The sequence below is a fragment of the Ruegeria sp. AI2 genome, assembly GCF_056541275.1.
In genome coordinates, this window is the sequence record NZ_JBQFYB010000001.1 from 705,478 (window position 1) to 724,834 (window position 19,357).

The 19,357-nt window shown below is 56.9% G+C and carries 21 protein-coding genes and 1 pseudogene; 11 read left to right on the forward strand and 11 right to left on the reverse strand.

The window, feature by feature from the left end; translation table 11 throughout:
- Positions 1-4: 4 nt before the first annotated feature.
- The 5 genes and pseudogenes from ACR0LL_RS03460 to cobA all read right to left on the reverse strand — a co-directional run.
- Complete coding sequence (locus ACR0LL_RS03460) at positions 5-412, reverse strand: DUF934 domain-containing protein (RefSeq protein WP_480584019.1); 408 nt, start codon at positions 410-412, stop codon at positions 5-7.
- Positions 409-1,170, reverse strand: a complete 762-nt coding sequence (locus ACR0LL_RS03465; protein ID WP_480472505.1) for a phosphoadenylyl-sulfate reductase — start codon at positions 1,168-1,170, stop codon at positions 409-411. Before ACR0LL_RS03465 ends, ACR0LL_RS03460 begins: the two co-directional genes overlap by 4 nt.
- Positions 1,160-2,824, reverse strand: coding sequence for a nitrite/sulfite reductase (locus ACR0LL_RS03470; protein WP_480584023.1), 1,665 nt, complete (start codon positions 2,822-2,824; stop codon positions 1,160-1,162). The genes ACR0LL_RS03465 and ACR0LL_RS03470 overlap by 11 nt, the downstream gene beginning before the upstream one ends.
- Before the next feature lie 65 nt (positions 2,825-2,889).
- A complete protein-coding gene (locus tag ACR0LL_RS03475; protein WP_010439754.1) occupies positions 2,890-3,204 on the reverse strand; it encodes a DUF2849 domain-containing protein in 315 nt (104 codons plus the stop codon).
- Positions 3,204-3,950 (reverse strand): annotated as a pseudogene (gene cobA, locus ACR0LL_RS03480) (uroporphyrinogen-III C-methyltransferase); the annotation flags it as partial. The gene ACR0LL_RS03475 and the pseudogene cobA, both read right to left, overlap by 1 nt.
- Positions 3,951-4,124: 174 nt before the next feature.
- Between cobA and ACR0LL_RS03485 the strand changes: the two are divergent.
- A complete protein-coding gene (locus ACR0LL_RS03485) occupies positions 4,125-4,607 on the forward strand; it encodes an Lrp/AsnC family transcriptional regulator (protein ID WP_267365581.1) in 483 nt (160 codons plus the stop codon).
- Positions 4,608-4,652: 45 nt separating this feature from the next.
- Here ACR0LL_RS03485 and ACR0LL_RS03490 read toward each other — a convergent pair whose 3' ends face one another.
- On the reverse strand, positions 4,653-5,834 hold the full coding sequence (locus tag ACR0LL_RS03490) for a cytochrome P450 (protein ID WP_480584026.1): 1,182 nt from the start codon (positions 5,832-5,834) through the stop codon (positions 4,653-4,655).
- Positions 5,835-5,880: 46 nt separating this feature from the next.
- Between ACR0LL_RS03490 and ACR0LL_RS03495 the strand changes: the two genes are divergently transcribed.
- The 7 genes from ACR0LL_RS03495 to ACR0LL_RS03525 all read left to right on the forward strand — a co-directional run bounded on the left by ACR0LL_RS03495 (position 5,881) and on the right by ACR0LL_RS03525 (position 13,275).
- Positions 5,881-7,614, forward strand: coding sequence for a sensor histidine kinase (locus ACR0LL_RS03495; protein WP_480584029.1), 1,734 nt, complete (start codon positions 5,881-5,883; stop codon positions 7,612-7,614).
- A complete protein-coding gene (locus ACR0LL_RS03500; RefSeq protein ID WP_480584032.1) occupies positions 7,611-8,840 on the forward strand; it encodes a sigma-54-dependent transcriptional regulator in 1,230 nt (409 codons plus the stop codon). Before ACR0LL_RS03495 ends, ACR0LL_RS03500 begins: the two co-directional genes overlap by 4 nt.
- A 286-nt stretch (positions 8,841-9,126) precedes the next feature.
- A complete protein-coding gene (locus ACR0LL_RS03505; RefSeq protein ID WP_480584035.1) occupies positions 9,127-10,128 on the forward strand; it encodes a DctP family TRAP transporter solute-binding subunit in 1,002 nt (333 codons plus the stop codon).
- A 116-nt stretch (positions 10,129-10,244) separates the two neighbouring features.
- On the forward strand, positions 10,245-10,922 hold the full coding sequence (locus ACR0LL_RS03510) for a TRAP transporter small permease (RefSeq protein ID WP_480584038.1): 678 nt from the start codon (positions 10,245-10,247) through the stop codon (positions 10,920-10,922).
- Positions 10,922-12,298, forward strand: coding sequence for a TRAP transporter large permease (locus tag ACR0LL_RS03515; protein WP_480584041.1), 1,377 nt, complete (start codon positions 10,922-10,924; stop codon positions 12,296-12,298). Before ACR0LL_RS03510 ends, ACR0LL_RS03515 begins: the two co-directional genes overlap by 1 nt.
- A 153-nt stretch (positions 12,299-12,451) precedes the next feature.
- On the forward strand, positions 12,452-12,763 hold the full coding sequence (locus ACR0LL_RS03520) for a DMT family transporter (protein WP_480584044.1): 312 nt from the start codon (positions 12,452-12,454) through the stop codon (positions 12,761-12,763).
- A gap of 65 nt (positions 12,764-12,828) precedes the next feature.
- Positions 12,829-13,275, forward strand: a complete 447-nt coding sequence (locus ACR0LL_RS03525) for a nucleoside deaminase (RefSeq protein WP_480584047.1) — start codon at positions 12,829-12,831, stop codon at positions 13,273-13,275.
- Between the two features lie 9 nt (positions 13,276-13,284).
- Here ACR0LL_RS03525 and tpiA read toward each other — a convergent pair whose 3' ends face one another.
- Positions 13,285-14,034, reverse strand: coding sequence for a triose-phosphate isomerase (gene tpiA, locus ACR0LL_RS03530; protein WP_480584050.1), 750 nt, complete (start codon positions 14,032-14,034; stop codon positions 13,285-13,287).
- 149 nt (positions 14,035-14,183) lie between these two features.
- Positions 14,184-14,549, reverse strand: coding sequence for a HesB/IscA family protein (locus ACR0LL_RS03535; protein ID WP_480584053.1), 366 nt, complete (start codon positions 14,547-14,549; stop codon positions 14,184-14,186).
- Positions 14,550-14,767: 218 nt separating this feature from the next.
- Between ACR0LL_RS03535 and ACR0LL_RS03540 the strand changes: the two genes are divergently transcribed.
- Positions 14,768-15,109, forward strand: a complete 342-nt coding sequence (locus ACR0LL_RS03540; RefSeq protein ID WP_480584056.1) for a hypothetical protein — start codon at positions 14,768-14,770, stop codon at positions 15,107-15,109.
- Positions 15,110-15,339: 230 nt separating this feature from the next.
- Here ACR0LL_RS03540 and ACR0LL_RS03545 read toward each other — a convergent pair whose 3' ends face one another.
- The 3 genes from ACR0LL_RS03545 to ACR0LL_RS03555 all read right to left on the reverse strand — a co-directional run bounded on the left by ACR0LL_RS03545 (position 15,340) and on the right by ACR0LL_RS03555 (position 16,965).
- Positions 15,340-15,702, reverse strand: coding sequence for an SUF system Fe-S cluster assembly protein (locus ACR0LL_RS03545; RefSeq protein WP_267364500.1), 363 nt, complete (start codon positions 15,700-15,702; stop codon positions 15,340-15,342).
- A gap of 94 nt (positions 15,703-15,796) precedes the next feature.
- Positions 15,797-16,075: an NfeD family protein gene (locus ACR0LL_RS03550; protein WP_267364499.1), complete on the reverse strand. Its 279-nt coding sequence runs from the start codon at positions 16,073-16,075 to the stop codon at positions 15,797-15,799.
- Positions 16,075-16,965 carry an SPFH domain-containing protein gene (locus ACR0LL_RS03555; RefSeq protein WP_480584059.1) on the reverse strand — a complete coding sequence of 297 codons (891 nt, stop codon included), beginning with the start codon at positions 16,963-16,965 and terminating at the stop codon, positions 16,075-16,077. Before ACR0LL_RS03555 ends, ACR0LL_RS03550 begins: the two co-directional genes overlap by 1 nt.
- A 175-nt stretch (positions 16,966-17,140) precedes the next feature.
- On the opposite strand from ACR0LL_RS03555, the gene ACR0LL_RS03560 reads away from it, so the two are divergent.
- Both ACR0LL_RS03560 and tgt read left to right on the forward strand, forming a co-directional pair.
- A complete protein-coding gene (locus ACR0LL_RS03560) occupies positions 17,141-18,052 on the forward strand; it encodes a nucleoside hydrolase (RefSeq protein WP_480584060.1) in 912 nt (303 codons plus the stop codon).
- A 63-nt stretch (positions 18,053-18,115) separates the two neighbouring features.
- Positions 18,116-19,246: a tRNA guanosine(34) transglycosylase Tgt gene (gene tgt, locus ACR0LL_RS03565; protein WP_480584062.1), complete on the forward strand. Its 1,131-nt coding sequence runs from the start codon at positions 18,116-18,118 to the stop codon at positions 19,244-19,246.
- The last annotated feature ends 111 nt before the right edge of the window (positions 19,247-19,357 follow it).

Below are 19,357 nucleotides of genomic sequence, written 5' to 3' on the forward strand. Positions count from 1 at the left end.
GGGTTCAGCCGCGCAGGCGAGCCTGATAGTTATTCTCTTTCCAGTTCGCGCGGGCCAGCCACTGATCCTCGGGTTGGCGGTCTGCCAGTTCTCCGTCGATCTCGACCTCGTCAAAGCCGCTGCGGCGCGCCATGGCGTATTGATCGGCAAGCACATGCCCTTTGGCGCGCAGCCGGCCTTTGTAGCCCTTCAGGCGCAATGTGCGGGCGATGGTAAAGCCGCGACCATCTGCGAAAGAGGGAAAGTCTATCCGAACCAGCCTGGTGCCGCCCAACCGGTCAAACAGTTCGTCCGGGTCTGTCTCGGAACTGACGTCCAGCGCGACCACGTCATTGGCGGCATCATCCAGAGTGACAAAGCCGTCGGTCCAGTCATCAGGCGAAAAGCCCTCATCCGTTACGATTACGTTCATGTTTTCTCTCCAACGCGCATCATCTTGCCATCGACAAAATGGATGCCGCATTCTTCCTTGTTCTGGTCGCGCCAGCGTCCGGCGCGGGGGTCTTCGCCCTCTTTGACAGGCGAGGTGCAGGGCGCACAGCCGATCGAAGGGTATCCTTTGGCCACCAGCGGGTGCCGGGGCAGGTTGTTTTCTTCCATATAGGCCCGCACATCCTCGGGCGCCCAATGGGCAAGCGGGTTGACCTTGATCCGACCTGTTCCGTCCTCGACCTCGAAGAATTCCAGCGCAGCGCGCGTGCCTGCCTGAAACCGCTTGCGTCCGGTTATCCAGCCATCGAACCCCACCAGCGCTCTTTGCAGCGGGAAAGTCTTGCGCAGGTTACAACATGCATCCGTGTCGCGCAGGCGCAATGCGCCGTATGGGTCTTCGCGTTCAACCTCTGCATCCTCGGCTCGGATGATGCGAATGTTGGTAAGCCCCAGACGCTCGCTCACCTCCTGCTGGTATTCCAGCGTTTCGGTGAACAGCATTTGCGTGTCCACGAAAAGAACGGGCGTTGCCTTGTTCACCACCGCCGCCATGTGCAACAGAACGACGGATTCCGCACCAAAGCTCGAGACCAGAGCAAGCTCATCGATCTCATCAATCGCTCCATGCATAACATCATGGGCGCTGTGGTGCCGGAACCGGGCATTCAGGTCTTCGACACGTTCAGTCAGTTCGCGTCTGTCCCGGCCCAGTTCCGTTTGGATCAGGTCAAGCGGCATTTGCGCGGGCCTCGGGGTAGAGGGCGTCTTTGAACGGCACCATGCCCACCCGGCGATATGTTTCCAGGAATGTCTCCTCTGCGCTTGCACGCTGGTTCAGATAGGTGTCGACAATGCGCTCTACGGCAGGAACAATTTCGTCATAGGCAAAGCCCGGACCGGTACGATCACCAATTGCCGCAGTTTCGGTTGCATCGCCACCCAGAGTGATCTGGTAGTTTTCGACGCCTGCGCGGTCCAGACCCAGAATGCCGATATGGCCGACATGGTGGTGACCACAGGCGTTGATGCAGCCTGAGATCTTGATCTTCAGGTGGCCGATGTCATGCTCGAGCTTCAGGTCCTCGAACCGCGTTGCAATTTCCTGAGCAACCGGGATCGAACGCGCCGTCGCCAGCGCACAATAATCCATGCCGGGGCAGGCGATGATATCGCTGATCAGACCGATATTGGCGGTTGCCAGCTCGTATTCCTTCAGCTTGGCGTGAATTGCAGGCAGGTCCGATTTGTGGACATGTGGCAGGATCACGTTCTGCTCATGGCTGATGCGCAGCTCGTCATAGGCGAACTCTTCGGCCAGATCGGCCATTACGCGCATCTGCTCAGCCGTCGCATCGCCCGGCGTCTGGCCGTGCTTCTTGATCGAGATCGTTACAATCGCGTGGTCCGCATTCTTGTGCGGCGCGATGTTGGTGTCGACCCACGAGCGGAAGACCGGATCGTTGGTATAGGCGCTTTCGAATGACGCAACGGAACCTTCGCGGAAGGTGGGCGGGGCGAAGTGGCCCTTGATCTCTTCCAGCAGGTTCATATCCGCGCCCTTGAACTGTGGGCGGACTTTCAGGAAACGCTCGTTCACCTTGGCGCGGATGGCGTCGATGCCATGCTCGTGCACGGTGATCTTGATGCGCGCCTTGTACTTGTTGTCGCGGCGGCCGATCTGGTTCCAGACGGAAACGGTGGCTTCGAGGTAAGCCAGCAAATCGTCAAAGGCGACGAATTCGGACAATTCTTTACCGATCATCGGCGTACGGCCAAGACCACCACCCACGATAACACGGGCACCAAGAACGCCGTCACGCTCGACCAGTTGCAGTCCGATGTCATGCGCCTTGATCACGGCGCGATCGTTTTCGCTACCGGTGATAGCGATCTTGAACTTACGAGGCATGAATTGGAATTCCGGGTGGTCGGTGGACCACTGGCGCAGCAGTTCAGCATAGGGGCGCGGGTCGGCAACCTCATCCGCGGCAGCACCGGCGAAGTGGTCGGCTGTCACGTTACGGATGGTGTTGCCTGAAGTCTGGATGGCGTGCATGCCAACCTCGGCCAGCGCGTCTAGCATATCCGGCACGTCGTTCAGTTTGGGCCAGTTGTACTGGATGTTCTGACGGGTGGTGAAATGGCCATAGCCCTTGTCCCACTTCTCGGCCAGCAGGGCCAGTTGGCGCATCTGCGCGCTGGAGAGCGTGCCATAGGGAATCGCAACGCGCAGCATGTATGCGTGCAACTGCAGATACAGGCCATTCATCAGGCGCAGGGGCTTGAATTCGTCTTCGGTCAATGAGCCGTCAATGCGACGCTCAACCTGCGCCCGGAACTGAGCGTTGCGTTCTGCCAAAAATGCTGTGTCGAACTCGGAGTAGCGATACATGTTTAGCTGTCCTTAGTTGCAGCCCCGGACCTGGGGCCTTGAAGGGGAGAGAGAAGAGCCTGAAATCAGACCCGGGGCTGCGGGGAGGTTTCCTGTTTGCCGTGGGCATAGTTGGACGGACCAGTCCGGCGGAAATCCTCCCGGAAATGGGTGGGTTCAGGTCCCTTGTCACCGGCGATCGCGTCGGCGAGATACGCGCCAACGATCTTGTTTGCCTGGCGCGCGGCATCCAGCAATCGAACCTGCGCATGGGCTTCATCGGTGATCAGCTCGGCCTCGGACAGATCGCGCGACCAGCTGTCATCTTCGGTCTGATAAATCACGTCGCCTTCCAACAGGTCGTTGGCGGTGACGACTTTAGGGGTAAAAGCGCGGGCCATCAGGCAAACTCCTTATTGAATTCGGTTACAGCCTGCGCCGCTTCGCGCGGGGCAAGGCCATAGAATGTCAGGGCTGGTCCGTCCATTTCGGCGGTGGCCAGGTCGGCGGGCAGTTGATCCAGTGTGGTGGCCAGAATCCGCTGGTTCGGGCGCGAGGCGTTTTCGACCAGTGTGACTGGAGTGGCGCGATCGGCACCGTGCATGATCAGGCGACCCTGGATAAAGCGGGCAGATTTCTTACCCATATAGATCGCAGCAACCGAACCGGACCGTGCCAGTGCATTCCAGTCATGATCGGCAAAACCTTTCATGTCATGCCCGGTCAGGAACCGCACCGAGGAATTCCGGCCGCGTTGAGTCAGGCTTTGGCCGATACCAGCCACCGCGGCAGAGGCCGCCGTGATACCGGGAACGATCTGCCACGAAATGCCCGCCGCCTTGACGGCCTCGATCTCTTCATCCAGACGGCCAAAGACAGTGGGATCGCCGGACTTCAGGCGGACCACGCGGTTACCTTTCAGGGCATATTCGACCAAAAGCGCGTCGATATCACTTTGCTTCCAGGATGGACCGAACCCGGCTTTGCCGACATCAACCAAAGCGGCGCTTTGACCGGCTATGTCCAGAATGGGTTCACTGATAAGGCGGTCATGCAGCACAACATCAGCCCGCTCAAACGCAGTCAGCGCCTTGAGTGTCAGCAACTCGGGGTCGCCTGGACCTGCGCCGACAAAGTCGACATGTCCTTTGGTGCCTGTTGTGCGAACGTCCTGCATCGGATCATCTCGGGTGTGGTTTGACTTGACCCTCAATATAGGAAATATTCCCACCAAAGCGCCATATGGGCGCTCAAATAAGGACAAACGTTCCATCGAAACAAAATTTTGGAACGAAAGCTTCGATGTGGAAGGAATATTGGAATGTCGGTGCGGATAGATGATACGGATCGGAAAATTCTGGCCGAGCTGCAACGTGATGCAGGGCAGTCACTGGACGAAATAGCGGCTCGGGTCGGCAGTTCAAAGACGCCTGTCTGGAATCGTATTCGTAAGCTCAAGAGTGCGGGAATCATTGGTCAGCAAACGGTTTTGCTGGATGCCGAAGCGCTTGGGTTTGAGGCGACTTTCTTTGTTTTGATCCGCACGTCGGAACACGAGGCTGAGTGGCAGCGCAAGTTCCTTAAGGCATTGCGCGAACATCCCGAAGTGCAGGAGGCGCATCGGCTGGCAGGCGACATTGATTATATTCTCAAGGTTCGGGTCAAGAACGCGCGCGCCTATGATCAATTCTACCAGTCGCTGATTTCGGAAGTACGGGTGCACAACGTGACCGCGCTTTTGTCAATGGAAGAAATCAAGTCCACAACGATGCTTCCCCTCAACGCGTTGGTTGAAGGGGCTTAGAAGGCAGGTGCTGCCAGCGCCGGATCGATCCGCGCCTTATATAGGTTAGACCTGAACCATTAACCGTTCCAGACCATGGAAGTGATAGCTGTCTGAATAGGTCGGCGGATCGGCAAGCCGCAGGTTCGGGCAGCTGTTGAACAGAATGGGCAGAGCTATGCGCATTTCCAACCTTGCCAAAGGTGCGCCGACGCAAAAATGGATGCCTCCACCAAAACTTGTGTTGACCTCAATCGCGCGCGTCGGATCAAACCTGTCGGGTTCATCCCAGACAGCAGGGTCGCGGTTTGCAGCGCCAAGCAAAAGCGCGATCTGATCACCGCGCCTGAACGAATGCCCAAACATATCAACGTCTTCATACGCATAACGTGTGAACATGTGTAGGGGCGGGTCATAGCGCAGGATTTCTTCAATCGTTGCGTCGATCTGGTCCGGGCCTAGAACGTCGGGGCTGGTATGTGTTTGCAACAGGGTTTTCACACCGTTCGCCAGCGAATGCACCGTTGCTTCGTGACCTGCATTCAACAGCAAGATGCATGTTGCGACCAGTTCGTCGATGGACAGCTTTTCGCCTTCCTCCTCGGCGCTGATAAGCCGGGTGATCAAATCGTCACGCGGGTCATTGCGTCGTTGGTTAATGTATCCCAACAGGAAATCCGTGAACTCCTGAGAGGACTTGGTGGCCTTATCCTCGGTCGCCTGTGTCCGGTTGGCCTGATACATCGCGACCATGTCATGCGACCACTGCAACAGGTTGGGCGCCATGTCTTCGGGAACGCCCAACAGTCGGCAGATAGTTACCACCGGGACCTGAGTGCAATAAGCACTCAGCAGATCGAAAGGTGTATTCGGAAACGCCTCGACAAGACTGTGGCATAGCGATTCTATGGAAGGCTGCAACGCAGATATTTCCCGCGACGTGAAAGCGCGCATAACAAGCGCCCTTAGGCGGGTATGTCGCGGGGGTTCAGCTTCAAGCAGCGAATGGGCTTCGATAGCCAGCCAGGGGGCCAAATGGGCGGGGCCCTGTATCGCGCATTCAGGCGGAACTTCCCGCCCAAACCGGCGGTCGCGAAGAAGTGCCCGCACGGCACGGCAGGACGTCGCAGCAACCATATCGTAGTCGCGCCAGTAGAACAGATCACCAGCAGCGCGGGCCTGATCATAGAAAGGGTAGGGGTTCTGAACGAAAACCGGGTCTGTCGGGGATTGCGAGAATGACTTCATGCGACGCACACTTGCCACGAGCCGCGTTGAATGCAAGACCCTGTCTATGCAGAGAGTTTGGATCATTGTCGGTTTTTTGTCCGCTGTCGGGCTGCTGTCAGGTTTTGTTTGGTCTTATGGCTATCGTCAGGCGCTGTCTCAGCTAAGCGACAAGGCCGAAGCCGACCTTGAACTGGCGGCGGATCGACTCAGCACCCAGATGCAGGTCTACCAGGAACTGGCGGTTCTGATGGCGACACATCCCGCCTTGCACGCGTTGGATACACCGATACAAGTACACGACGCGCAAGCGATGTTGTTGGACGTTGCTGACAAGACAGCGGCCGTCAACATGATGTACCTGGATCGCAGCGGTCGGGTTCTGGTCGCCGCACAGCCAGTGGCACAGCGAGACATGTCCGCACATCCAGCGTTCAGGCGCGCCATGCAGGGTGCGGTGGGCACCGCGCATGAGGTGGTTCCAGACAGTGGCGACCGGATATATTCCTATGCCGCTCCGACTTTTGCCGCCTCCGGGCAAGTCGAAGGTGCAGTGATGGTGGTTGCCGATGTCCAGGACATTGAACAAACTTGGCGGGGCAGTACCGAAGCCGTTTTCTTTGTTGATTCTGACGGCGTCGTCTTCATCTCAAACCGGTCGGACTTGCTGTTTTGGAGCCGCGAGGTTGGTCAGTCCGGGCTGACACCACCAGAGGGTGCCTCGGTGGATTTTGCCGCGACGCGGGTCGGCCAGCATGAATTGTGGCGGCTGAACTGGGGGCGGTATTTGCCACGCGATGCGTTGCACCTAACGCTTGAATTGCCTGTGATCGATATGACCGCCGAGGTTTTGGTGGACGTGGCCCCGGCCCGGCGACTTGCCGGGTTGCAGGCGGCGGCGGTCGCAGCGATCTGTCTGGCGTTTGGTGCGATGCTGTATCTTGCGATGGAACGGCGACGGACGCTGGCGAATGCCAACACGGTTCTGGAAAGCCGGGTGGCGCAGCGTACCCGTGCTTTGACCCAAGCAAACACCGCATTGCGCCGCGAAGTTGCAGAACGTCAGGAGGCCGAAGCAGCACTGAAAAAAGCGCAGGCAGAGCTGGTGCAGGCAGGTAAGCTCAGCGCGTTGGGGCAGATGTCGGCGGGGATCAGCCACGAACTCAACCAACCGTTGATGGCGATCCAGCAGTTCGCCGACAATGGTACGGCCTTTCTTGAACGCGGCAAAGGTGACAGGGCCAGCGAAAACCTTGGGCGTATTTCGGAAATGGCCGCCCGCATGGCCCGGATCATCAAGAACCTGCGCGCGTTTGCCCGCAATGAAAGCGAACCGATGGGCCGGGTCGATCTGGTGCAGGTTCTGAAAACTGCCGTCGAATTGACCGAAACCCGTTTGCGTGACGATGATGTGACGCTGGAATGGGAACCGGGACAGGCTGCGGTTTATGTTTGGGGGGGGGAAGTCCGCTTGGTGCAGGTCTTTGTTAATCTGATCAATAACGCGGCGGATGCGATGCTGGGGAGACCCAAGCGGTACATTTCGATTGTGATGCACGAAGAAGACCGGTTGCGCGTTTCTGTGCAGGATACCGGACCGGGGATTGAAGACCCCGACCGGGTGTTCGAGCCGTTTTATTCGACCAAAAGCGTAGGATCATCTGAAGGTCTGGGGCTTGGTCTTTCTATATCATATGGTCTTGTTCAAAGCTTTGGGGGTGAAATCCGCGGGGCAAACACGGCTGATGGCGCAGTGTTTACCGTCGAGCTGGAGCCCTACGGAAAAGAAGAGGCAGCATGATGCGCAGGGTTCTGTTGGTCGATGATGACGCAGCTGTTCGCGAGGCATTGGCGCAAACCATTGAACTTGCAGATTACGCACCGACAACAGCCGGTTCTTTTGTGGCGGCCAAGGATAATATTCGGCGGGATTTCCCCGGTGTGATTATTTCGGACATTCGAATGCCCGGGCGGGATGGCTTCCACTTGTTGGCGTATGCTCGGGACATCGACCCCGAGCTTCCGGTGATCCTTTTGACCGGAGAAGGTGATATCCCAATGGCCGTAGAAGCCATGGGAAAAGGAGCGTTTGATTTTCTCGAAAAACCCTGCGCTGCGTCTGACCTGATGGACGTTCTTGAACGCGCATTCGCAGCCCGCACCCAAGTGTTGGAACAGCGCGCCCTGAAATCCGAACTTGAAAAGGGGGACCCGGCCGCACGTTTGCTGTTTGGCCTGTCTCCGCAAGCTGAGGCGCTGCGGGATCGCGTGCGGACCGTCGCACCGACAGGGGCCGAAGTTCTTGTTACCGGCCCGCCGGGTAGCGGCATATCCAAAGTGGCCGAAGTGGTCCACCTGATGTCGCCCGCTGGTCAGGGGCCTTTTGTCAAACGTCCGGCTTCAAGCCTAAGCCCCGATGATCTTGCCCAAAGCTGCGGCGATGCTGTAGGTGGTTCCCTGTTTCTGGACGAAGTGTCCGCCATGCCCCAAGCCACGCAGTTTGCGGCGTTGGAGATCATCGAGCGCGGTCCGGGGGGGCGTATTATTGCAGGAACAACCGCCGACCTATCCGCGTTAAGTTCGGAAGGGCGGTTCAACGCTGATCTGTTTTATCGTTTGGATGTAATGCGGGTGCGTGTTCCTTCACTGGCGGAACGCCCCGACGACATTCCGGTTATCTTTCGTCACTATGTGGCGCAAGCGGCCGAGCAGGCAGGCATCGCAAATCCCGAGATTTCGTCTGAACATCTGGCGGCCTTGATGGCCAGCGACTGGCCAGGCAACGCCCGTTCGCTGATGTCAGCAGCGATGCGGTTTGTTCTTGGAATGCCCGAGGAGGTTACGCAGGCTACGGATCTGGGGTTGAGCGAACAGATGGCGCGGGTTGAACGATCCTTGTTGATTGCAGCTTTGGGCCGCCACAATGGAAAAGCGTCAGATGCGGCCAAGGCGCTGAAGCTGCCGCGCAAGACCTTTTACGACAAGCTGGCGCGCTACCAGATTCGTCCCGAGGATTACCGCAGATAAGCAGGAACCGGATTGGCGCATCTGATTCGAAGAAGTGATTCGGAAATTGTGCGGAAATCCGCACAAGCCGCTCTGAGGATGTGCGAGTTTTCGCACGGCTCGGACCTGTGAAGCGCAGAACCTGAACCAGCAACGACGTAACACTTTGGTATTAAACAGGTAATCAGACACGTTCCGCAATCGCAGTCAAAAGTTGTGCGCTTTACCCTGAGTCGCTTCACTGCATGCCATACGGCGCTTACCCAGCGTCGACTGCAAGTTTCAAGGAACTCTGGGAGGATATCAGATGAAGCTTCTGACAACGGCAGCAACTGCGCTTGCTCTGACAGTAACCGCAACGGCTGGTATGGCTGCATGCGACGAAGGTGAAATCGTCGTCAAGTTCGCGCATGTGACGAACACCGACAAACACCCCAAAGGAATCGCGGCATCGCTGCTGGAGCAGCGGGTCAACGACGAAATGAACGGCACGATGTGTGTTGAGGTCTACCCGAACTCGACGCTCTACAACGATGACAAAGTTCTCGAAGCGATGTTGCAGGGTGACGTGCAACTGGCCGCGCCCTCGCTGTCGAAGTTCGAGAAGTTCACCAAACAGTTCCGCCTGTTTGACTTGCCGTTCATGTTCAAGAATGTCGACGCTGTAGACGCGTTCCAGGCCTCGGCCGAAGGACAGGCGATGAAAGACAGCATGCAGCGCCGCGGCCTGCAAGGGCTGGCGTTCTGGCACAACGGCATGAAGCAGATGTCGGCCAATAAGGCTTTGGTTGATCCGTCGGATGCAAACGGTCTGAAGTTCCGCGTGCAGTCGTCAGATGTGCTGGTGGCACAGATGGAAGCCATCGGTGGTAGCCCGCAGAAAATGGCATTCTCGGAAGTGTATGGCGCGTTGCAACAGGGCGTTGTGGACGGGCAAGAGAACACCTGGTCGAACATCTACGGCAAGAAGTTCTTTGAGGTGCAGGACGGTATCACCGAAACCAACCACGGCATCATCGACTATCTGGTCGTGACATCGGTGGATTGGCTGGACAGTCTTGATCCGACGGTGCGGGACCAGTTCCTGACTATTCTGGCCGAAGTTACCGAGACCCGGAACAAAGAAGCCTTTGCTGTGAACGAAGCGGCCAAAGCGTCGATCATCGATGCAGGCGGTGTCATCCGTGAACTGACCCCTGAACAGCGTCAGGCCTGGGTCGACGCAATGAAACCGGTTTGGGACAAATTCGCCGGTGACGTGGGTCAAGACAAGATCGACGCGGCGCAGGCCATCAACGCCGGATTCTGATCCCGTTCAAGACCGCGCGTCCGGGGACTGGGGAGTATTCGACGCGCAGGCCGGGCGGGCTGAAATGGCCCGCCCCATTCTCAACTCTCTCTTCAATAAAATGCGGGGACTGAAAGATGTCTGGTGCGAACTCCGGCCAGGGCGGGCTGATCGACCATATCGAAGAAACCCTGATCGCGTTGCTTTTGGGCCTTATGACGGTCGTTACATTTGCCAACGTGATCGCGCGGTTTGTCTTTAATTCAAATATCCTATGGGCGCTTGAGTTGACAGTGTTCACGTTTGGCTGGCTGGTGTTGCTGGGCGCGTCTTACGCGGTCAAGAAACATGCTCATCTGGGTGTGGATGCAATCCTGAACATGCTGGCGCCAGCACCGAGGCGCATTATGGCGCTGGTCTCGGTCGGGTTCTGTCTGATGTTCTCGCTGCTGATGCTCAAAGGGGCATATGACTATTGGGCAGTCTTTGCAGATCTGCCGCCAACATCGGGCCGCTGGTTCCCGACCGGGTTTGATTTCGGCGCACGCAGCCAGAGTTTCTACGAGGTAGACGACATCCCCATGGTCGCTCCGCTGCGCTTTCTGGAAGACCTGATCAACTATGGCGAGCGGTATGAAAAACTGCCCAAGGTCGTACCTTATCTGGTTCTGCCGGTGTCCATGCTGCTGCTGGTGATCCGGTTTACGCAGGTCGCCGTTCAAATTTGGCGTGGTGAGACCGATCGCCTTGTCGCCAGCCACGAAGTCGAGGACGAGATTGAAGAAGTCCGCGCACAACAAGGGGTGCATGACTGATGGACGTTATCCTTCTTTTCTCGATGGTCATCGGCCTGCTGCTGATCGGGGTTCCGATTGCGGTAGCACTTGGCCTCAGCTCGACCCTGTTCCTACTGATCTATTCTGACAGTTCGCTGGCTTCAGTTGCAGGCACGCTGTTTGAGGCGTTCGAGGGGCATTTCACCCTGCTGGCGATCCCGTTCTTCATTCTGGCCTCGTCCTTTATGACGACAGGTGGTGTAGCGCGTCGGATCATCCGTTTCTCGATTGCTTGCGTGGGGCATCTGCCCGGCGGCCTGGCGATTGCGGGCGTGTTTGCCTGTATGCTGTTTGCCGCGCTGTCAGGGTCGTCCCCGGCCACGGTTGTGGCGATCGGATCGATTGTCATCGCAGGTATGCGCCAGGTTGGGTATTCCAAAGAGTTTGCCGCTGGTGTGATCTGTAACGCGGGTACGCTGGGCATCCTGATCCCTCCGTCCATCGTGATGGTTGTGTATGCTGCCGCCGTCGAAGTTTCAGTTGGGCGCATGTTTCTGGCTGGCGTTATTCCCGGTCTGATGGCTGGCTTCATGCTGATGGTCACCATCTATGTCATGGCAAAGGTCAAGAACCTGCCCAAGGGTGAATGGAAGGGGTGGGGTGAGGTCTTTACCTCGGCCCGCGAGGCCGGTTGGGGCCTGTTCCTGATCGTTATCATTCTGGGTGGCATTTATGGGGGTATCTTTACCCCGACCGAGGCTGCCGCGGTTGCTGCGGTCTATGCCTTTTTCATCGCCAGTTTCGTCTACAAGGACATGGGTCCGCTGAGTACGGAAGGGGACGCACAGAACTTGCCGCTGCTGAAAAAGCCTTACGCGTTGGTCACGGCGTTCTTTCACCCCGATACCAAGCATACACTGTTCGAGGCGGGCAAGCTGACGGTGACGCTGTTGTTCGTGATCGCCAACGCGCTGATCCTTAAGCATGTTCTGACGGACGAACAGGTGCCGCAGCATATCGCCGAGGCGATGCTGACCGCAGGGCTAGGGCCGGTGGCGTTCCTGATCGTTGTGAACGTGATCCTTCTGATCGGTGGACAGTTTATGGAGCCGTCGGGCCTGTTGGTGATCGTCGCACCGCTGGTGTTCCCGATTGCCATCGAGTTGGGCATCGATCCGATCCATCTGGGCATCATCATGGTGGTGAACATGGAAATCGGAATGATTACGCCTCCGGTTGGTCTAAACCTGTTCGTAACCTCGGGCGTTGCAGGTATGCCGATGATGAGCGTTGTTAGGGCAGCGCTGCCGTTCCTCGCTGTTCTCTTCGTCTTCCTGATTATGGTGACGTATATTCCGTGGATCTCGACATTCCTGCCCAACACCTTCATGGGCCCGGAAATCATAACCAATTAGGTGGTTTGACGATGTACGTAGCCGGGCGGTTTCGACTGCCCGGTTTTTTCGTATCTTGAACCCCGGCATCAAGTGCTTAACTGGGGTTCAGAGGACGACCTCCCCATAATGGGACATCTTTCGGGACGACCCGAACGAATACGAGGTTGTCATATGCCCTGGATCTTTCTTCTTTTTGCAGGCCTATTGGAAATCGTCTGGGCTGTAGCGATGAAGCAATCGGCTGGTTTCACCCGATTGTGGCCTACGGCCTTGATGGCTCTTTCGATGATCGGCTCTTTCGGCCTGTTGGCGCTGGCGATGCGCGACCTGCCATTAGGCACGGCTTACATCATCTGGACGGGTATCGGGGCAGTGGGGGCGTTCTGTGTCGGTATCCTGTTTCTGGGTGAAGCCCTAAGCCCTGCGCGGATTCTCGCGGCCCTTCTGATCGTGTCAGGTCTTATCCTGATGAAGCTGGCATGAGCCCTTTATTGACCAAGCTATTGCGCTTGGGCAGGGTTCGGAAGACACAAGAACTGGAGACCGGAATGCTGACTGAGACCGACAAGCGCCTGCTACGCGTTGCTTATGACGAGGCCAAAGCCGGGTTTGACGAAGGTGGATGCCCGATCGGGTCAGTTCTGGCGCGGGGTGGCGATATTGTTTCACAAGGGCGTAATCAACGTGTGCAGGGCGGGGATCCGATCGCACATGGCGAAATGGATGCCTTGCGCAAAGCGGGACGTCAGAAAACCTATCGGGATACGGTTCTTTACACGTCGTTGTCACCTTGCATGATGTGCTCGGGCACTATCGTTCAGTTTGGTATCCCGCGTGTGGTGATCGGCGATACCCAGAACTTTGGTGGCAACGAAGACTTCCTGCGCGAACGCGGTGTCGAGGTGGTGATAGCCAACGATCCTGACTGCATCGCACTGATGCAGCGGTTCATCGAAGAAAATCCAGAGCTTTGGGTCGAAGATATTGCCGAGTAAAGGCGAATCCTAGACGCTCTCCAGCGCCTGAATAATGCCCGTGAAATCCCCGGCCTTCAGGCTGGCGCCACCCACAAGCGCACCATCGACATTTGAAACCGCAAAGATCTCCGCCGCGTTGGAGGGTTTGACCGACCCACCATACAGAAGACGGACAGAGCGGCCCACACCTTCGCCAAAGCGGCGCTCTAGCCGGGCGCGGATGAAGTCGTGAACTTCCCCAATCTCATCAAGCGTCGGAACCTTGCCGGTGCCGATGGCCCAGATCGGCTCATATGCAATGATCAGGTTCTCGCCGGTTGCCTGATCCGGGATCGACCCCGACATCTGACCGCCGATTATGTCGAGCGTATTGGCCGCCTCTCGTTGCTCCAGACTTTCGCCTACGCAAATGATCGCTTTTAACCCCGCGTCCATCGCTGCACGGGCCTTGGCACGTATTTCCTCGTCATGCTCTTCATGGTCTACGCGACGTTCGGAATGACCCAGGATGACTGACGTCGCGCCCGCGTCCAGCAGCATCCCGGCGCTGATATCGCCTGTATGCGCGCCCGCGCTTGCCGCGTGACAATCCTGCCCGCCAACGGTAACCGCTGACCCGCGTACGGTGTCTGCGGCACGGCTGAGCAATGTTGCCGGAGGGCAGATGAGTATATCGACCGAAGCGTCTGGGTGAGACTTGCACAGTGCTTCAAGTTCGCTCAGCGCAGCACCGGTTCCGTTCATTTTCCAGTTTCCTGCCGCAAGCCTGCGCCGCATACCCGTATCTCCCTGATCATTCGATGATTTAGGATGCGGATAGCATTGTCGACGCGATCTTACAATTCCACGGATCGGGTGGGTTCAAGCGCTTTGATCGACAATACGGCGTTCTGTCCGGCCCGTGTCACGGGATTATCCGGCGCAAACTAGGATTGCTGCGCGATACTTTCATCGAACTTGATGGATTCACCGCAACCGCAGGCGTCGACAACATTCGGGTTCTTGAACTTGAAACCTGATTCCAGCAACGAAACCTCGTAATCGATTTCAGTCCCGAACAGGAACATCTGCGCCATTGGCGCGATCATGACGCGTGCTCCATCCTGTTCGACAACTTCATCATGCGGATCAGCCTGATCGACATATTCCATGGTGTATTCCATGCCTGCGCAGCCGCCTTTCTTGACGCCAATGCGCAAGCCAGCGTGGCCACCCGAGTTCATCAGGCGGGTGATTTGTTCTGCGGCTTTGGGCGTCATGGTCACAGCCTGTTTGCCGGGAATGCCGAACATGTAAGTCTCCGTTGTCGCGCGTTGCGTTTAATTTAGGGCTCAGGAGGTCAAGGCTCAAGACGGTGTGTTATAAAGAGTTTTATCCGGATGAAACAACCCGGCATTCAGAATGGGTTCGCTGAAGATATCCAACCGTAGAGACCGTGGAACTGAATGGGTTCAAGTTGGTCAGCAGTTAACTCGGTTTGCTTTGAAATACTATTAGAAATGATAATATTGTGAATGAGTTACAGGCGATTGTTAAATCGATCTTGATGGGCGCGGTGCTTGCCATTGCAGTTCTTCTGTTTGTTCCGGATGATGCGGCGGCCATCAATGATGGAGAGAGGCATCCGGTAAACTGCGCGACCGGCGAGGGCGATCTGCGCGCCATCGCGGCCGAGAAAAAGCACGCGCAGGACCAACAGTTGGAAAGTGTTGCCGCTATTACTCCTGCCGGGGCACTTTTGGGGCTGGTCACAGGAACGGAATACAAACGGCTGCAAATGCTATCGGGCGACTACATCAATCAACTAGATGCCAGATCAGCGGAAATCAAAAAGACCTGCAATTTGAACTGATTACCCGACGTTCGGTGGTTAGGATAAGAAAAGGACCGTTCTCGGGCAAGAACGGTCCGTGTTTCGGGGCCGGAACTCGGGGGGCGGTCAAATCATGTCTGGCCCGAGGTACGACACTGATTGGTGCCGTCCGCAGGTCTTTTCCCGCATCATTGTGACAGGGAAAGCACGAGCAGGTAACAAAACCACCAATGTTTTGTGACAAATACCCGAGAAACTGTGGCAGGTGCCTACATAAATCCCAGTTCCAGACGCGCTTCGTCTGACATCATTTCCATACCCCAGGGCGGCTCCCAGGTCAGTTCCACGTCAACCTCTTTGACGCCTGCAACAGGCTCGATCGCTTCCATGATCCATCCGGGCATGTCGCCGGCAACAGGGCAACCGGGTGCTGTCAGTGTCATGATCACCTTCACGGCGTTGTCCGAGGAAATGTCGATCGTGTAGATCAGGCCGAGGTCATAGATGTTCACCGGGATTTCCGGATCGTAGACCGTGCGACACGCCTCGACCACGGGCTCGTACAGGGGGTGCTCAATGGTTGACGGCGCAATCAGCGGTGTGCCTTCAAACTGTTCGCTCGGGTGAGTCATCTTTGCCTCGGGTCAGTTGCCTGAGCGATTATATAGGGAATAGGAGCAACAGGGTCCAGTAGGGCGGCGGCGCCGATTGGGGCGCCGCGGCAATTTAGTCGTTGATGTCGTGGTTGAAAGTCTTGACCTGACCGTTCGGCAACGCAAACAGTTTCCGCAAAACAAGCCACGCAATCAGTGACATCACCGCAAAGATCAGCGCCAATACATTCAAAGACAGAGCCATTCCGGGTACGGCAAGGATAAGCCCCGTAACTGCGGCTCCGATTGCAAAGCCAAGAAAAATGAAACCGGGCAGGAAAATCTCAAGGATACCCAGCGCCAATGCGGCGGCCAGCCAGATCCACCAGGTCAACCAGAAGGGGTCTGCCATCATTTTCCTCCTTTTAACATTTTGAATGCGTCACCAAAGGCTTCCAGTGCGTTGGCAGGCAAAACAATGGTCTGTTTACCAGTGCCATTTCCAAGCGCGTTCAAGGCTTCAACCTGTTTCAGCGCAACCTGATACTGCGCAGCTTCGATGCCGTTATCCTGAATGGCCTTGGCGACCACACCTGTCGCGAACGCCTCGGCTTCGGCCTGGATACGCCGCGCCTTGGCAGTTTGTTCAGCCGCGTAAAGCTCGGCGTCGGCATGCAGTTCGACAGCACGCTTCTTGCCCTCGGCTTCTGTCACCTGTGCGCGGCGGGCTCGTTCGGCGTTCAGCTGTTGCAGCATGGCGTCACGGGTGGCCTGATCCAGATTTACGTCCAGAATCTCGGCGCGGGTGACTTCGATGCCCCAGTCATCGACAGCTGTTTCAACGCTTTCCTGAATACGCGTGATCAGTTGGGACCGGTTCGACTGAACCTCATCCAGATCCATCTTACCAATCTCGGCGCGAACGATCCCGGCGACAGTGGTGGCAATCGCGCCATCTACGTCGCGAATCCGGTAAACCGTCTTTTCAGGTTCGAGAATACGGTAGAAGACCGATGTATCGATCTGCACCAGAACGTTGTCCTTGGTGATTGCGTCTTGCGTCGCGTTTGGCAGCTGGCGTTCCAGGATCGAGATCTTGTGACGCGCAACGTCCAGCAGCGGAACGATAAAGTTAATGCCGGGGCCAAGCACGGAATGCAGGCGCCCAAACCGTTCAACCACATATTTTTCGGACTGAGGCACAATCTTGATGCCCTTGAAAATGATAACAATTACCAGCACTGCAGCCAGCAGGTAAATGATGTTTGACGAAAGCAATCCGATGATTTGGTCTTCGGTCATACTGTCCTCTTGTTTTTGTGTACTATAGTATACATGTGGCGATTGAGTCGCCCGATTTCAACTCTGGTATGAGTGGAAAGCAGCCCCATGCAAATGCTCCAACTGTAAAACGCTGTATCGAAAAATAGTGCTGTGACCGCTTTGCATCCCTAATTGTTTGCGGTATCGGGCTTGGATGAAACTGATAATCGATACAGATCCTGGCATCGATGATGCCATGGCAATCGCCTATGCCGCCGCAGCGCCCGAGGTCGAGCTGATCGGCCTGACCACCGTGTTCGGAAACACGCATGTTCATCAATCCAGCCGCAATGCCCGGTTCCTGCTTGATAAGCTGGGTCTGGATCTGCCTGTCGCGGAAGGGGCTGCGGTTGCCTTGGGTGCCGATACGCATTCGCCCTCCGAACATGTGCATGGTCCCGAAGGATTCGGTGACCTGACTGAAATTCCCGAAATTGGAAGCAACCACGCCCTGCCGGCTGCTGAATTTCTGGTTGATATGGCGCGAACCCACAAGAAAGAGCTGGTGGTGTGCGCCGTGGGCCCCCTGACCAACATCGCCAACGCCATTCGTCTGGATCCGGAATTCGCCGACAATCTGGGGCGTTTGGTGATCATGGGCGGGGCGGTGTACTGCCCTGGTAATATTACAGTACATGCCGAGGCCAACATCTATCATGATGCGATTGCCGCTGAAGAGGTCTTTGCCACACCGCCGGAAACCGTACTGGTCGGCTTGGATGTCACGCTGAAAACGCTCTACGAGACTGCAGATTTCGAAAGCCTGGCAATGCGATCACCTGACATGGGGTCCTTTCTGCGAGATATCTCTCGCTTTTACTTGAAGTTCTACAAGGACGTCGGTGGTCTGGAGGGCTGCGGCCTGCACGATTCGACGGCTGTGATTGCTTGTTCTCATGGTGCTATGTTTGACATGGTCGAAACGGGTCTGCGGGTCGTCACCGAAGGCGACCAGAAGGGTGCGACGCGACCTGATCCGGAACGTCCCGCAGTTCTGGTCTGCCGCGACGTGGATGGGGCAGGGGTCGTACGACTGTTTACAGACCGAGTTGCCTCGCTACCCTGACGGGTTGCAAAGACCGACCGGATCGGGCAAAGCCTGCCCGGTTCGGCGACCCGAGGCGATGACATGACCCAACAGTTTACTTTTGATCTGAAAGCCACAGACGGCAAAGCCCGGACCGGTGTGATCAGCACACCGCGCGGCGACGTGCGAACGCCTGCCTTTATGCCGGTTGGCACTGCGGCAACGGTCAAGGCGATGATGCCGGAAAGCGTTCGCGCGACGGGGGCAGACATCCTGCTGGGGAACACCTATCACCTGATGCTGCGTCCGACCGCCGAGCGTATTGATCGACTGGGTGGACTGCACAAATTCATGAACTGGGATCGGCCCATTCTGACAGATTCCGGCGGATTTCAGGTCATGTCGCTGGCCGGTTTGCGCAAGCTGACTGAAAAGGGCGTGACCTTCAAATCCCATATTGACGGGTCAAAGCACGAATTGACACCGGAACGGTCGATGGAGATCCAGCGCCTGTTGGGCTCGGACATTGTCATGTGTTTCGATGAATGCCCTGCGCTGCCAGCGGATCGTGACCGCATTGCCGAGTCGATGCGCCTGTCGATGCGTTGGGCCGAACGGTCGCGCGATGCGTTTGGCGATCGTCCGGGGCATGCGCTGTTTGGCATCATGCAGGGTGGGCTTGAAAAAGATCTGCGAGAAGAAAGCGCCAAGGCGTTGAAATCTATTGGTTTCGAAGGCTATGCGGTTGGTGGCCTGGCCGTCGGCGAAGGGCAGGAGGCCATGTTCTCTTGCCTCGACTATGCCCCCGATTTCCTGCCATCGGACAAGCCGCGCTATCTGATGGGCGTTGGCAAGCCCGACGATATCGTCGGTGCTGTTGCCCGCGGGATCGATATGATGGATTGCGTGTTGCCCTCGCGGTCCGGGCGTACAGGGCAGGTTTTCACCCGCTACGGCGTGGTGAACATCAAGAATGCCCGTCACGCAGATGATCCGCGCCCGCTGGACGCGCAGTGCACTTGCCCAGCCTGTTCGAATTATTCCCGCGCTTACCTGCACCACGTGTTCCGTGCGAATGAGATGATTTCCGGCATGTTGCTGACATGGCATAACCTGCATTATTTTCAGGAGATCATGGCCGACATGCGCGACGCGATTGCCGCGGGTGCGTTCGAAGTCTGGCAAGCCGATTTCCACGCGCAGCGCGCGCAGGGGGATATCGAACCGCTGTGATGTTTTGCCGCCTCCAAGGCGAAAACGGCCAGTTCTGCACAGCCGGGCTGTTTTCTGGCGACTGATCGCGCAAGAGCAGGGTGTATTCTACTATTTTGGTGGATATGTTCC

What these genes read in the sequence shown, in the direction of transcription:
- ACR0LL_RS03550 (WP_267364499.1), bottom strand. Translation starts at nt 16,075, where the DNA reads ATGGCAGACCCCTTCTGGTTGACCTGGTGGATCTGGCTGGCCGCCGCA.
- tgt (WP_480584062.1), top strand. Translation starts at nt 18,116, where the DNA reads ATGACCCAACAGTTTACTTTTGATCTGAAAGCCACAGACGGCAAAGCC.
- ACR0LL_RS03460 (WP_480584019.1), bottom strand. Translation starts at nt 412, where the DNA reads ATGAACGTAATCGTAACGGATGAGGGCTTTTCGCCTGATGACTGGACC.
- ACR0LL_RS03470 (WP_480584023.1), bottom strand. Translation starts at nt 2,824, where the DNA reads ATGTATCGCTACTCCGAGTTCGACACAGCATTTTTGGCAGAACGCAAC.
- ACR0LL_RS03560 (WP_480584060.1), top strand. Translation starts at nt 17,141, where the DNA reads ATGAAACTGATAATCGATACAGATCCTGGCATCGATGATGCCATGGCA.
- ACR0LL_RS03535 (WP_480584053.1), bottom strand. Translation starts at nt 14,549, where the DNA reads ATGTTCGGCATTCCCGGCAAACAGGCTGTGACCATGACGCCCAAAGCC.
- ACR0LL_RS03485 (WP_267365581.1), top strand. Translation starts at nt 4,125, where the DNA reads ATGTCGGTGCGGATAGATGATACGGATCGGAAAATTCTGGCCGAGCTG.
- tpiA (WP_480584050.1), bottom strand. Translation starts at nt 14,034, where the DNA reads ATGCGGCGCAGGCTTGCGGCAGGAAACTGGAAAATGAACGGAACCGGT.
- ACR0LL_RS03545 (WP_267364500.1), bottom strand. Translation starts at nt 15,702, where the DNA reads ATGACTCACCCGAGCGAACAGTTTGAAGGCACACCGCTGATTGCGCCG.
- ACR0LL_RS03505 (WP_480584035.1), top strand. Translation starts at nt 9,127, where the DNA reads ATGAAGCTTCTGACAACGGCAGCAACTGCGCTTGCTCTGACAGTAACC.
- ACR0LL_RS03515 (WP_480584041.1), top strand. Translation starts at nt 10,922, where the DNA reads ATGGACGTTATCCTTCTTTTCTCGATGGTCATCGGCCTGCTGCTGATC.
- ACR0LL_RS03525 (WP_480584047.1), top strand. Translation starts at nt 12,829, where the DNA reads ATGCTGACTGAGACCGACAAGCGCCTGCTACGCGTTGCTTATGACGAG.
- ACR0LL_RS03490 (WP_480584026.1), bottom strand. Translation starts at nt 5,834, where the DNA reads ATGAAGTCATTCTCGCAATCCCCGACAGACCCGGTTTTCGTTCAGAAC.
- ACR0LL_RS03495 (WP_480584029.1), top strand. Translation starts at nt 5,881, where the DNA reads ATGCAGAGAGTTTGGATCATTGTCGGTTTTTTGTCCGCTGTCGGGCTG.
- ACR0LL_RS03475 (WP_010439754.1), bottom strand. Translation starts at nt 3,204, where the DNA reads ATGGCCCGCGCTTTTACCCCTAAAGTCGTCACCGCCAACGACCTGTTG.
- ACR0LL_RS03500 (WP_480584032.1), top strand. Translation starts at nt 7,611, where the DNA reads ATGATGCGCAGGGTTCTGTTGGTCGATGATGACGCAGCTGTTCGCGAG.
- ACR0LL_RS03555 (WP_480584059.1), bottom strand. Translation starts at nt 16,965, where the DNA reads ATGACCGAAGACCAAATCATCGGATTGCTTTCGTCAAACATCATTTAC.
- ACR0LL_RS03520 (WP_480584044.1), top strand. Translation starts at nt 12,452, where the DNA reads ATGCCCTGGATCTTTCTTCTTTTTGCAGGCCTATTGGAAATCGTCTGG.
- ACR0LL_RS03510 (WP_480584038.1), top strand. Translation starts at nt 10,245, where the DNA reads ATGTCTGGTGCGAACTCCGGCCAGGGCGGGCTGATCGACCATATCGAA.
- ACR0LL_RS03465 (WP_480472505.1), bottom strand. Translation starts at nt 1,170, where the DNA reads ATGCCGCTTGACCTGATCCAAACGGAACTGGGCCGGGACAGACGCGAA.